Raw genomic sequence first — 12,848 nt, forward strand, 5'->3', positions numbered from 1 at the left:
GGTTCATGGCTAATAAAGGACTTCAATATGGGTAGGGCGTTTCAAAACCGTAAGGAATCCATGGCCAAAACGGCCGCTGCGAAAACCAAGGTTTACAGCAAGTATGGACGTGAAATTTACGTCTGCGCTAAAGCAGGCGGCACAGATCCAAACGGTAACCTTGCGCTACGCGGTTTAATGGAGCGTGCTAAGAAAGATCAGGTGCCGTCTCACGTTATCGATAAAGCCTTGGATAAAGCGAGCGGCGCAGGCGGCGAAGACTTTTCACCAGCGCGCTATGAAGGCTTTGGTCCCGGTAACGTGATGGTGATCGTCGACTGTTTGACCGACAACCCCAACCGCACCTTTGGTGATGTGCGCGGCTGCTTTACCAAAACGAAAAGCAAAATTGGCACTCCCGGTAGCGTTAGTCACATGTTTGATCACTGCGCGATTTTTTCGTTTGCGGGCAGTGATGAAGAAGCTGTGCTTGAAGCACTCATGGAAGCCGATGTCGACGTTACCGACATTGAGCAGGAAGAGGAACGTATCACGGTGTTTGCGCCGCATACCGATTACGCTAAAGCCAAACAAGCGCTGCTGGATGCTTTCGGTGAGATTGATTTCGAAGTAGACGAAATCCAATTCTTACCACAAACCCCCACGCCCATCGACGGCGATGACGTGGTGATGTTTGAGAAACTGCTGGGCATGCTCGAAGAGCTGGACGATGTTCAGAGTGTCTTCCACAGTGCCGAACTACCGGAAGCAACTGCTTAAACCGTCATTCGGTTAGCCCCCTTGTGGTCGCCGGCACCTATATCGTCGGCGACCACAGGTCGCCTGTCATTAACTAGCGGCGCCCTGTGAGTCCAAGGCTGCATCAGGCGGTAACAACGCCGGAGTAACGCCCGCTGCGCTTAGCACTTGTTTACCGCGCACGGTCAAATCGGTGATAAATAAAAACTGCTGCCGAGGATCCACCGGATAAGCGCGAATACGGTAATGCGTGCCCCAAGGTTTCTCCTCCGCTACGACAATAATCGGCTTATCAAACTTAAGGTAAGCACTGGTTAACGCGACGTCTCGTAACGCTTTACGCACCCAGCCAGCTTCGTGCTCCGGGTGAAGATAAAAACTTGCCACGCACTGAAGACTAACGTCGCCATTGTTAGCGTTATAAATAGCAGAATCCCAAAGTTTAAGATGAGGCACCGCCACCAAATCATCGTCGGGCGTTACTATTTCTACTGTGCGCATACCAACGTGCTTTACTTCGCCGTAAGTCCCTTCAATGTTGACCCAATCCCCTGGCCGATAGGGCAATTCAACGGCAGATACTACTCCGGCAATCAAGCTACTTACGTAATCTTTTAGGGCAAAGCCAATCGCTAGGCCAATGGCCCCCAGCAGCGTTACCATATTGCGCAATGAAGGCTCAATAACGATAGGTACAGCCACAGCCAGTGCGGTAATTAAAATCAATAACCGGGTGAGTGGCACCAGCGCAAATACTCTAAACCGTACTTGGCCATGCAAGCGATTGGCTAACCAGTTCAATCCTCTCTGGCTGACAATAATCAATAGCACCGTACTCGCTAGAATGACTCCTAAGGTAATCAGCGCTTGACTATCAAACTCATTAAACAGCTTGGCGTACTGCTTTTGATCGTCCATATAAGCTCCTAAAGCGGGTCAACTAGATAGTTTCGCGATTCCAGCAGTTGTCGCACGCTTGCGTAGCTTAATGGGGCGACTTGCCAGCGCCCTTGATGGCAACGGAGAATTCCCTGGCGAGCAAGTGCTAACCGTGCGTTTAGCGCTTCATGACTTGAGAATGGCAGCACATACCCTAACGCTTGATCCTCTAGTCCCCCATGAATGAGCAGTGTATGCAGCAACAGCGTTGCCACATCCCCCGTATCCGACGCTAACTCCGCTTCTGCCAACGCATCCAATAGCCATAGCTCTTTTGAAGACTCTTTTGACGGCTCTTTTGGCTGCCCTTCAGACTGCTCTTGTGAACGGCCACTTTCGTCATTTCCCACCGGTTCGCGCAGTCGCTCTCGCCAGTAGTGCCAAGCAATACCTAAATGCCCTCGACAATGGGCTGCTAGACGTTGCAACTCTTTATAGGAACGCTCACCATCAGCGCTATCTTCACTAACGTCAGCAAGAATCGGCTGCCCCGTACGGGAGCTATACACCGTCGGGCGGACGCCACCATCACCCGCCAACTGGGCAAAATAGTGTGCCAGCTGCTCACCCTCTAATGCCTGAAGGGTAACCACGGGTACGCCTTCCAACCCCACCGCATGCTGCAAATAAGCATACGTCCAGCTATCACAACCAATCACGCCCTGCCCCAAACGACCGCTTAACGCCCGCTCTAACAATTCACGGACGCCCTGCAGTCCTTGGGTATGGCGTAAAAAATGCCGCTCTAAGGCGGGAATTACCCACTGACGCTGGGAACCACAGCGCTCGACCCACTCTAGACAACCCTCTGTGAGCTCGTTGAGGGTGGGTGCAGATATGCAATTGACGCCCTGCTGCTGCGCCCAATGGCTAACTACAGCTGCGTGGCCACCATGAGGTGGTGAAATAAACAACACGACTGGCGCATCAACATACCCTTCCGTTACTTGGCTGAGAGCACGAGCCGCCGGTGTCCAATCAATAGCAGGCACCCAGTGCGAAAGTGCGACTTCAGATAACTTACGTAGCTCACTCTCTTCTTTTGCTTGGTGTTCGGAGGCTTCTCTGCCCATTATCCACGTAGTCGCTGCTCGCCAACTACGCCGCCACTGGCTGGCTTGGGTGTGTTCTGGTGTTTGAAACGACTCAAGTGCCACCATTTCCCATGGCGAAAAAGCAGTCTTCGTTGAGCGCTGCGTCATATGCCGCCTCGAACATAAATTAGTGGATTAAGGTTAGCATGCCTCATATTGTCATTGAGGGGTTAGCCGAACTTATCGACTAAAATAAAGTCGTTATACAGTAGCTAACTAATATGAGAGCAAAGCGCAGGAGGCGACAATGAGCGTAGTTAACGTCACTATGGCAGAACTGCATGAAAAGCTTTCAAAGTGCATTGCAGGCGAACGGGTGCTGATCGACCATGAGGGAAATCGATTTAGCGCACGTATTCAACATGTAGGCTTCACGGGGTTAAAGGTCATTCCTGAAACGCAGATCAAAAACAGCACGGGTGACCCAGGCGATATCGACGGAGTAACCGTTCCTTATGATGATATTTGGGAACTTGAAGTCAAGGGGGTCGTGTACAGCCGCTTGGAAACGTGATCTTTTTTGCACACCCACCCCTCGGTGGGCGTGCAATGGCAACACTCCAAAATCAAAAAAGTTAACTCAATCCAGTAATAAGTACTGCCTAGCTAGAAAGTCAGGCAAATCTTACCGAAGTGTTCACCGGACTCCTGATGGCGGAAAGCGTCGGCAATGTCACTCAGTGCAAACTCACGGTCAATAATCGGCTTCAAATTAGCCGCTTCGATAGCACGAATCATCTCGATTTGATGACGACGACTTCCCACAATAAGACCTTGCAGCTTAGCTTGCTTAGCCATCAGCTTGGCTGTTGGTATTTCGCCTTCCCGACCGGTTAGCACACCAATCAGCGCGATATGCCCGCCAATTTTCACCGCCTCAATTGATTGCGGCAGCGTACCAGGGCCGCCTACTTCAACAACATGGTCGACACCTTCACCATTCGTTAACGCCTTAACGGCCTTACCCCAGTCAGGCGTTTCTTTATAGTTGATGGTGTGTTCAGCGCCCAGCTCGCGCAGGCGGGTTAGTTTTTCATTAGAAGACGATGTGGCAATTACCCGCGCGCCCATCATTTTGGCAAACTGTAGCGCAAAAATGGAAACACCCCCAGTGCCCAACACCAGCACGGTGTCTCCTGCTTTTAACCCACCATCAACGACTAATGCCCGCCAAGCGGTCAAGCCTGCGGTCGTTAGCGTCGCAGACTCCGCATGACTATAACCTTGCGGCTGATGGGTGAACGAGGTAGCGGCGGCCACTACTTGCTCGCGAGCATAGCCATCAATGCCATCCCCTGGCGTGGTGGTGAAGTCGCCTACTCGCGCGGGCCCTTCCAGCCAATCAGGGAAAAACGTCGACACAACTGCATCACCGACTGCGAACTCGCTAACGCCTTCCCCAACCGCTTCGACCACACCGGCACCATCCGACATGGGAATACGGCCATCTGCGGTGGGAATCATCCCCGCCACCACGGCATAGTCATGAAAGTTAAGTGAGCTGGCGCGCAGCCGTACTTTAATTTCACCGGGACCAAGCTCACCTGGCGCCGTTAGTTCAACCACGTCCAGTTTAGCTAAACCGCCGGGCTCTCGAAGCTGAATGGCTTGCATCACTACCTCCTATTGAACACATGTCGTTTAAAACGCCTAGTACTTAAAAGAGTACTAAAAAGCCTAGTAAACGACTGGTCTAATATGAAATGAGGGCACTGGGGTCAGTATCAAGGCCAAGATCAAGATCGTGCCCTAAAAAGCCCCCGGACTGGCGCTGCCACAGGCTGGCGTAAATGCCGTTCTGTGCCAGCAACTCCTGGTGTGTGCCGCTTTCCACTATACGACCTTCATCGACCACAATTAACCGGTCAAGCATCGCAATGGTAGAGAGTCGGTGCGCAATGGCGATCACCGTTTTGCCTTCCATCAGCGAATCGAGCTGCTCTTGAATCGCGGCTTCCACTTCGGAATCCAACGCTGAGGTGGCCTCGTCCAACACCAGAATCGGGGCGTTTTTAAGCAACACGCGAGCAATGGCAATACGCTGGCGCTGTCCACCGGAGAGTTTAACGCCGCGCTCGCCGACATGGGCGTCTAAACCGCGCCGCCCTTTAGGGTCAACCAACTCGTTAATAAACGTATCTGCATGGGCGCGACACACCGCTTGCCACACATCATCATCGTTGGCATGAGGGCTACCGTAGCGAATATTATCTCGCAACGAACGGTGCAGCAGCGAGGTATCCTGAGTCACCATGCCAATCTGATGACGCAATGAAGTCTGGGTGACGTCAGCAATATTCTGTCCATCAATCAGGATACGCCCGCCCTGTAAGTCATAAAAGCGCAGCAACAGATTGGCCAGGGTGGATTTACCCGCTCCGGATCGGCCAATCAAGCCAATTTTTTCGCCAGGTTTAATCGTCAGGCTCAACCCGTCAAAGACGTTTTTACTTTCACCTTTAGCCTGGGCGTACTGAAAGCGCAGCGCATCAAACACAATTTCGCCATAGGGCACCGCAAGCGCTTTGGCATTCGACGCATCTTTGATCGTGGGCTCCTGGGCGATGGTATTCATACCATCCTGCACCGTACCAATATTTTCAAACAGGCCGGCCACTTCCCATAAAATCCAATCCGACATAAAGCGGATACGCATGACCAGGGCTATCGCAATCGCTAACACGCCCAGAGAAATAGCGTCAAAATACCAAGCGCTAATCGCCATACCCGCCGTTCCCACCAGTAGCAGCGTATTGAGCAGCGTCAGGCAAACACTCATGATGGTGACTAGCCGCATTTGACGATGCACCGTGTCCATAAAACCTTGCATCGCATCCTTGGCGTAGCCCTGTTCACGTTCGGTATCAGCAAACAGCTTAATCGTTTGGATATTGCTGTAACTATCAACCACGCGCCCCGTCATCTGGGCACGAGCATCGGCCTGAGCCATCGAAACGTCGCGCAGGCGCGGGACAAAAAAGCGCATAATGCCTAAATAACCGATCAACCAAAGCCCCAGCGGCAGCAACAGCCACGGGTCTGCGCGGCCTAATAAAATTGCCGCCCCAGTGAAGTACACAATGGCGTAAACCATTAGATCCATCACTTTGGTGACAGTCTCACGAATAGCCAACGCTGTTTGCATGACTTTTTGCGACACTCGCCCTGCAAACTCATCCTGATAAAAGGCCAAGCTTTGGCTAAGCATATGGCGGTGAGAAAGCCAGCGGCCGATCATCGGGTAGTTACCGAAGATGCTTTGGTGGGTCACCAGAGACTGCGCCAGTACCAGTAGCGGCAGGCCGATAATCACTAACAAGCCCACGCCTGCCAGCCAAAGCCCGTGATCCGACCAGAAATTCGCGCGTTCTACGTTACCCAGCCAATCGACCAAGTCGCCCATATAACTAAAAAACACCACCTCCGCCGCAGAAACCAAGGCAGTCGCGACCGACATCAGCAATAGCCACGGCCATACAGGGCGCGAAAAATGCCAAATAAACGGCAGCAGTCCTTTCGGTGGCGTGGCAACCTCGCCTTCGGGATAGGGATTCACCCGCCTTTCAAAGTAACGGAACAGCGGCGCTAGCGTACGTGACAACATAGAAAGTCCTTTCGTTACCTTAATAGACAGATGTAGTTAAGAAGATTGGCGACGCAATAGCCAACGAGCCCAAAAAGGGGCCAAGATCATCAGTGTGACCATACGCAGTAAGTGGTGAAATGCTACAAACACAGGATCGATATTAAGCGCGACAGCAAGAATAGCCATTTCACCGATGCCACCGGGAGCCAGCGCTAATAGGGCTACGTCACGGCGCACGCCCAACAGCTGATGGATAAGTTCAGCAAACAGTGCTAACACCACCAGTGCAAGCAGCGTCGCCACCCCCGACTGCCATAAATAACGCCCGAGCAGGCGTCGTGTCATGCCTTGAAAACGCGAGCCAATCGCGCTGCCTAGCACCCATAACATGAGGTTCATTCCCCAACTAGGCAACGTAAGGCTTGCCAGCCCAAACCCAGATAGCAAGGCCGCCATAATAAGCGGCGCAAGTAACGCCGAACTTGGAATGCGCAGCCACCGACCCACGGGTAATAAGAAAGGAATAGTTAGCAGCATCCAGCCGTGCTCAAGGATAGCCTGGGCTGGCCCAATGTCACCAGCACCGCCTTCAAATGCCCAAAACAGGGGAGGAAGAAATAGGATGACGAGAATAATTCGTAGCGACTGGGCAATGGCGATGCGTTGCGGGTCACCGCCACATTGATCGCCGAGCATGATCATTGCCGTCATTGCCCCTGGCGATGCACCAAACCAAGCACTGACCGGGTCGAAGCCACAGCGACGATACCACGCCGCAGCAACAGCGGTGGATGCCGCAACACCTGCCAGCAAGAGTGCTGCCGAGATTGGCCAGTCCAGTACACGATGGGCAAGTTGAGGGGTTACTTGGCTGCCCAGCACCAATCCCATAACCGCTAAAAACACGTTGCGCAGCGGCTCCGGTACGCCAACGTTAATTCCTTTTGCCGATACCAGCAGGTTAGCGATCAGCGGGCCTAGCATCCAGGCAAGCGGTAAACCGGTTAGGTGAAAAACGACACCGCCCACGGCGCCTACGGCAAGCGATGTTACAAGTCCCTTTGCACTTTCTGCGCTGACACGGATGCCTTTCACGCTCTTCTCCACCCTAACCTTTAACGTTAAAACGCAATTATTAACCTGCTAAGCGTAAACGTTAGCTTACCACTGCTAAGGGCTTTAGGGTGTTAAGAGCTAGGTGTAAAGTGCCTTTTGTTAAGTAGCGATTATCAAGCGCCGATTGTTAAGCGCTAGGCTTTAGGTACCTGATGTTAGGCGCCAAGTACCTCTATTTTTAATCTTCGTCATCATCGCCGCGCATGCGCGCCTGACGATCAGCCTCTTCCTCAATAGCATCATCAATCACTTCCAATAACTCATCGACATTAGCTATGTGGCTATCAAGCTCAAAATGGCCAGTCAGCTTAATATCAGGGTGTAGCTTGCCTGCTTCATACAAGGCCCACATTTCTTTACCGTAGTGGGTAGTCAGTAGCTCGGGGGCAAAACGACCGAAGTAGGCGCGCATATTATCAACATCGCGCTCTAGCATTGCTGCCGCACTATTGTTGCCCGCCGCATCCACCGCCTGGGGCAAATCGATAATCACCGGCCCTTCGGCGTCAACCAGCACGTTGAATTCAGATAAGTCGCCATGGATCAAACCTGCGCAAAGCATTCGCACTACGTCTTGAATCACTTTGGCGTGATAGCGCAGCGCTTGCTCCTCGGTTAGGGTCACTTCGTCCAAACGTGGCGCTACGTTTCCCTCGGCATCGCTGATCATTTCCATGAGCAGTACGCCATCAACAAAACCATGTGGCTCAGGCACGCGGACATCAGCGGCAGCAAGACGATATAGCGCATCGACTTCCGCATTCAGCCACGCCTGCTCCTGCTCTTTTTGACCGTAGCGGGTCTTTTTGGCCATGGCGCGCGAACGACGACTATTGCGCTCCTTGCGCCCTTCCTGGTATTGCACGGCCTGCTTAAAGCTACGCTGTTTAGCTTCTTTAAAGACCTTGGCGCAACGTACTTCTTCACCGCAGCGCACGACATACACCTGCGCCTCTTTACCACTCATTAACTGCACCAGCACCTCGTCGATCATTCCATCATCGACCAGAGGCTGTAATCGCTTAGGGATTTTCATGGTTAGCTGCGTCGGCTCCTCTTTACTATCTGTGCACAATCATTAATCGATCAATAGCGAATACGGCGGACGCGGAAAGCGCGCCCTTTAAGTTTGTCACGTTCAAGTTTGGCCTGGGCTTTTTGAACAGCCCCATGCTCCACTGCCACATAGGCACTGCGGGCCAGCACTTTAATTTTGCCTACCTGATCACCACGCAGGCCACCTTCGCTGGTTAGGGCCCCCAGGATATCCCCCGGGCGCAGCTTGTCTTTCTTACCACCCGCTAACTGTAGTGTTGCCATAGGCGGTTCAAATGGCACTGAATGCTTGGGTTTGGGCAAGGGTTCAGTGGTAATCGGTTGTTCTAGCAAACCTTCCAACCGCTCCAGCCGATAGTGCTCTTTAGGTGTTACCAGCGTACAGGCAATGCCGCTAGCCCCTGCGCGCCCGGTTCGCCCTACTCGATGCACGTGAACATCAAGCTCACGGGCAATCTGATAATTAAACACCGCATCTAATTGAGCAATATCTAAACCGCGCGCAGCAACATCCGTTGCTACTAGAATAGACGCACTTTGGTTAGCAAACAGAATTAGGCGACGATCACGATCTTTCTGCTCTAAGTCGCCGTTGAGCGCCACGGCGCTAAAACCAGCATCCACCAGTTGCTCAGCCACCGCCTGAGTTTCGCGTTTAGTGTTGCAGAACACCACGCTGGTCGCTGGCCGATAAACCAGTAGCAGCTGTTGAAGGGCCGCGAAACGCGCCTCTTCATTGGCAACGTCATAGAAGTGTTGATCAATAGTAGTGGCATCATGAACCTCGGCCACTTTGACCATCACTGGCTCACGCATAATGCCTCGGGTCATAGCAGTCAGGCCACCTGAAGCCTGATCGTCTGGGAATGTCGCACTAAACAGCAGCGTTTGGCGATCAGCTGGGGTCTCATCAATGATCGCATCAATGGTGTCTTGAAAGCCCATATCGAGCATACGATCGGCTTCATCAAGTACCAAGGTGGTAAGCGACCCCAGTGTCAACGAGCCTTTGCGCAAATGCTCGTCGATACGTCCCGGCGTACCCACGACAATATGCGCACCATGTTCCAAGGAGCCTAGCTGCGGCCCAAACGGCGCTCCGCCGCATAGGGTAAGCACTTTAACGTTGGGCAACCCACGCGCCAAACGGCGTAGCTCTTCGGCCACCTGGTCGGCGAGCTCTCGGGTGGGGCACAGCACAAGGCCCTGTACAGCAAATGCTTCTACGCGCAACTCAGCCAGCAGTGCCAAGCCAAAGGCAGCGGTTTTTCCCGACCCCGTTTTGGCCTGAGCCAACACATCACGACCCGCCAACATCGGTGGCAGGCTTTGCGCCTGCACAGGCGTCATTGCGTGATAGCCAAGGGAATCTAAGTTGCTTAAAAGCGCAGGAGAGAGCGCAAGCGATGCAAAAGAAGTGTCAGACACAAAATTATCCTGAAGGGGCTATATTGCCCAGCAAACCTATAATGTGAAGCACCATACCAGAAAGCGCCAACCTATGCCTTGGCAAGGATAGGCGAACGGTACAACATGGGTGGTTGCTAGGCTCATAGATGAGTGGTTGCTAGCCCCATAGATAGTAAATCAGATATTAGGAAAGCGTCGTTGCTAGCGCCGCAAAACGCCCCTGGCATAACGCTGCTAAGTCGTTCGGAGCAAGCTCAATCTCCAGCCCACGTCGCCCCGCGCTTACATACAGTGTCGAAAATGTCTGCGCCGAGTCGTCGATAAACGTAGGCAGACGCTTTTTCTGGCCCAGCGGGCTAACACCACCAAGCACATACCCCGTGGTCCGTTCCACGTCACCTGGCGCCGCCATTGACGCTTTTTTCGCCCCTGCCGCTTTAGCAATTTGCTTTAACCCCAGCTGGCTGGTGACCGGTACAATACCAACTGCCAACTGCTTACCATCCAGGGTAACTACCAAGGTTTTAAACACTTGCTGAGCGGCAACACCCAGTTTTTCAGCTGCCTCCAGCCCGTAAGATTGCGCAGCAGCATCGTGTTGATACTCATGGATCTGAAATGCAATTCCCGCGTGTTTCGCGCTATTAATCGCCGGTGTCATGGAATTCTCTTAAGTTAACATCGCCAGCTCGTCTGGAAAGGACACTTCTCTCTGCTAAGCTTAATATCGTGATTGGTTTAAGGAAGTCAACTGACAGGAGTCGACCTATGAAAGCAACTTCCAAAGCACAGCAGAAAGCTGCGGGGGCGGCGCTTTCTGCCAAGCGTGGTGAAACAAAGCCTAGTGAACTTTATGATTCCTCTAAAGACATGTATGACTCAATGAGCGAAGAGGAACTTGAAGAGATGGCAAGCACCCAGCGCAAAGGTAAGCCTCAAAAGAGAGCAAACGACTAAACGCCTATCGGCAACGTCTCAGGTTGCGGCAGCGCTGTCACTGCTGCCTATTCTGCTGCTAATAAATTAAGTTACCAATGTAATGCTGGTCACAGCACGCAGATTACGCTGTTTGCAATGCTGTTCTACACTTTCAACAATCTCCTCCGCATCATTGATTTGTTGCATATCCAGTTGAATATCAACCATTAAGAAGCTGCCAACCTGAGCTAAACGTACGTCGTCATTAGCAATATCGAAGTCTGCCACCTCTTGCACTACGTCCTGGCGAACGCTACCCAACGGCTCGCCAAACATCAATTCTCGCAGTGCACCACGCATCATGCGAATAGGCATCGGCAAGAAGTAGCCGGCGATAATCAGCACCATCACAGGATCGGCAAAACGCGCCAGATGAGCCCAAGGGGTCAGCGTTAATCCCCACGTGAGCGCAAAGCCCAGCATCACGGCGGCACTAAGCCATGTGTCCATTTGCCACTGACGCAGCTCGGCAGCTAGCAGTGAAGAGCGCGCAATTCGGGCATAACGGCTCAACCACCACCAGGTCAGTAAACAGCCTGCCACATTCACCACGCCAAACATCAACGCAAGATCTAACGTTACCAGCCGCCCGCCTTGCGCAAGACTCCACACAGCAGACACCATTGAGAACAGGCACACTAACGCGATCACTACGCCTTTAAGCAGCACAGCCAACGGCTCTACGGTCAGCCGCCCAAAGGGGTAATGATTATCTGCCGGTTTGCGCGCCTGTTTTAACGCAAACAACGACAGCGACGCCAGCACTAAACTTAATAGCGAATAGCCACTATCGAATAAAATAGTAATTGATCCACTGGCAAGCCCGAGTGCAAGGCCGGTAAAGGCGAACAGGCTGGCAGAGACAGCAGAAAATCTGAGCGCACGGCGCTCGGCGACAAAGGGGGTCACGCGAAATACTCCAGTAAAGTGTGTTAAACCCAACGCATAATAGTGAGTACACTAACGTTTCACCAATCGCTCAGCGCCAACTTTTTTGGCTCTCCACGGAGTAACCTATGCGCGCAGAACAAGTGCAGGCGTTTATTGACGTTACTGAACATGGCTCCTTTGCGGCGGCCGCGCGACACACAGGGATAAAACGCAGCACGCTAAGTGCCACAGTGAATGCCTTAGAAGATAGTCTTGGGGTCGTGCTGTTCGAGCGTTCAGGCAATAGCCTACAGCTCACTGCGGTAGGTGAAAGCGTGCTGCCGGACTGCTACCGACTGCTGACAAGTGCCAGCCGAATCAAAAAACACTGCCAACAGCACCTGCAAGGCGTAGAAAGCCAGCTGTGCATTGCCAGGGATGATGCGTTGCCCGAAGCATTTTGGCGACAAGTCATGCACGATTTAAAGCAGCGCTATCCGCTTACGGCCATCTCGGTATATTTATTACCTCCCCAAGAGCACCCACAGTTCGTCCTTCGCCAAACCGTTGATATCGCCTTTGGGTTGTATACCGCTGAGGGTGCCGACGTAAATGCCAGTAACCTTGCACCGGTGAGCATGTGCCTAGTAGCGGCAACGTCGCACCCGCTAAGCCGCTTACCCAGTGTTACCCGCGACGATCTCGCCCAATATACTCAGGTGTGCTTAACCTATGAGCAGGGCGATAAACTAGTCAGTGAGGCACTTTTTTCGACAAATTATCTAGGGCTAACCATGTTTGAGGTCATTCGCGATGCCGCCATCAATGGCACTGGCTGGGCACTGCTACCCTACCCATTGGTGAAAGAAGCCATAGAAAGCCATCAGCTTTGCGCGCTAAATCATGATCTCGCCCTGGACAGCCACTATTATCGCTACGTAGAAGGAGAAAGCCTGGGAGTGGTCGCCACCGCACTGCTAACGAAAGTGTCACGCTTTTTAGGCACTACCCGTTGATGCTTTGTAATAACGTTGAAATAGAGCATTGGAAAAAATTGCTCA

At 52.6% G+C, this 12,848-nt stretch carries 13 protein-coding genes; 4 read left to right on the forward strand and 9 right to left on the reverse strand.

Features of this window, described 5'->3' with window-relative positions; all coding sequences use genetic code 11:
• Positions 1-27: 27 nt before the first annotated feature.
• The gene (locus tag K7H08_RS07110; protein WP_231657559.1) at positions 28-759 is read left to right on the forward strand and encodes a YebC/PmpR family DNA-binding transcriptional regulator; all 732 of its coding nucleotides are present in this window, start codon (positions 28-30) and stop codon (positions 757-759) included.
• A 69-nt stretch (positions 760-828) separates the two neighbouring features.
• Here K7H08_RS07110 and K7H08_RS07115 read toward each other — a convergent pair whose 3' ends face one another.
• Positions 829-1,656 carry a mechanosensitive ion channel family protein gene (locus K7H08_RS07115; RefSeq protein WP_231657560.1) on the reverse strand — a complete coding sequence of 276 codons (828 nt, stop codon included), beginning with the start codon at positions 1,654-1,656 and terminating at the stop codon, positions 829-831.
• An 8-nt stretch (positions 1,657-1,664) separates the two neighbouring features.
• Positions 1,665-2,879 carry a hypothetical protein gene (locus tag K7H08_RS07120; protein WP_231657561.1) on the reverse strand — a complete coding sequence of 405 codons (1,215 nt, stop codon included), beginning with the start codon at positions 2,877-2,879 and terminating at the stop codon, positions 1,665-1,667.
• Between the two features lie 139 nt (positions 2,880-3,018).
• Between K7H08_RS07120 and K7H08_RS07125 the strand changes: the two genes are divergently transcribed.
• Positions 3,019-3,285 carry a hypothetical protein gene (locus K7H08_RS07125; RefSeq protein WP_038477356.1) on the forward strand — a complete coding sequence of 89 codons (267 nt, stop codon included), beginning with the start codon at positions 3,019-3,021 and terminating at the stop codon, positions 3,283-3,285.
• A gap of 92 nt (positions 3,286-3,377) precedes the next feature.
• Here the strand turns inward: K7H08_RS07125 and K7H08_RS07130 are convergent, their stop codons facing one another.
• The 6 genes from K7H08_RS07130 to ybaK form a co-directional block, all read right to left on the reverse strand.
• Complete coding sequence (locus tag K7H08_RS07130) at positions 3,378-4,385, reverse strand: zinc-dependent alcohol dehydrogenase family protein (RefSeq protein WP_231657562.1); 1,008 nt, start codon at positions 4,383-4,385, stop codon at positions 3,378-3,380.
• 79 nt (positions 4,386-4,464) lie between these two features.
• A complete protein-coding gene (locus tag K7H08_RS07135; protein ID WP_269438820.1) occupies positions 4,465-6,375 on the reverse strand; it encodes an ABC transporter ATP-binding protein in 1,911 nt (636 codons plus the stop codon).
• A 36-nt stretch (positions 6,376-6,411) separates the two neighbouring features.
• Complete coding sequence (locus tag K7H08_RS07140) at positions 6,412-7,452, reverse strand: AbrB family transcriptional regulator (RefSeq protein ID WP_120386515.1); 1,041 nt, start codon at positions 7,450-7,452, stop codon at positions 6,412-6,414.
• 199 nt (positions 7,453-7,651) lie between these two features.
• On the reverse strand, positions 7,652-8,509 hold the full coding sequence (locus K7H08_RS07145; protein WP_231657563.1) for a PA4780 family RIO1-like protein kinase: 858 nt from the start codon (positions 8,507-8,509) through the stop codon (positions 7,652-7,654).
• 50 nt (positions 8,510-8,559) lie between these two features.
• Entirely contained in the window at positions 8,560-9,957 is a 1,398-nt protein-coding gene (gene dbpA / locus K7H08_RS07150) for an ATP-dependent RNA helicase DbpA (RefSeq protein ID WP_038477372.1), read from the reverse strand.
• A 166-nt stretch (positions 9,958-10,123) separates the two neighbouring features.
• Positions 10,124-10,600, reverse strand: coding sequence for a Cys-tRNA(Pro) deacylase (gene ybaK / locus K7H08_RS07155; protein ID WP_038477375.1), 477 nt, complete (start codon positions 10,598-10,600; stop codon positions 10,124-10,126).
• Between the two features lie 107 nt (positions 10,601-10,707).
• On the opposite strand from ybaK, the gene K7H08_RS07160 reads away from it, so the two are divergent.
• Positions 10,708-10,896, forward strand: coding sequence for a DUF3008 family protein (locus tag K7H08_RS07160; RefSeq protein ID WP_038477378.1), 189 nt, complete (start codon positions 10,708-10,710; stop codon positions 10,894-10,896).
• A gap of 66 nt (positions 10,897-10,962) precedes the next feature.
• Here K7H08_RS07160 and K7H08_RS07165 read toward each other — a convergent pair whose 3' ends face one another.
• On the reverse strand, positions 10,963-11,826 hold the full coding sequence (locus K7H08_RS07165) for a cation diffusion facilitator family transporter (RefSeq protein WP_038477380.1): 864 nt from the start codon (positions 11,824-11,826) through the stop codon (positions 10,963-10,965).
• 107 nt (positions 11,827-11,933) lie between these two features.
• Here K7H08_RS07165 and K7H08_RS07170 point away from each other — a divergent pair, with 107 nt between their 5' ends.
• Complete coding sequence (locus K7H08_RS07170; RefSeq protein WP_038477383.1) at positions 11,934-12,803, forward strand: LysR family transcriptional regulator; 870 nt, start codon at positions 11,934-11,936, stop codon at positions 12,801-12,803.
• Positions 12,804-12,848 lie beyond the last annotated feature (45 nt).

It is taken from the genome of Halomonas sp. IOP_6 (assembly GCF_021151565.1).
Classification (GTDB): Bacteria; Pseudomonadota; Gammaproteobacteria; order Pseudomonadales; family Halomonadaceae; genus Vreelandella; species Vreelandella alkaliphila.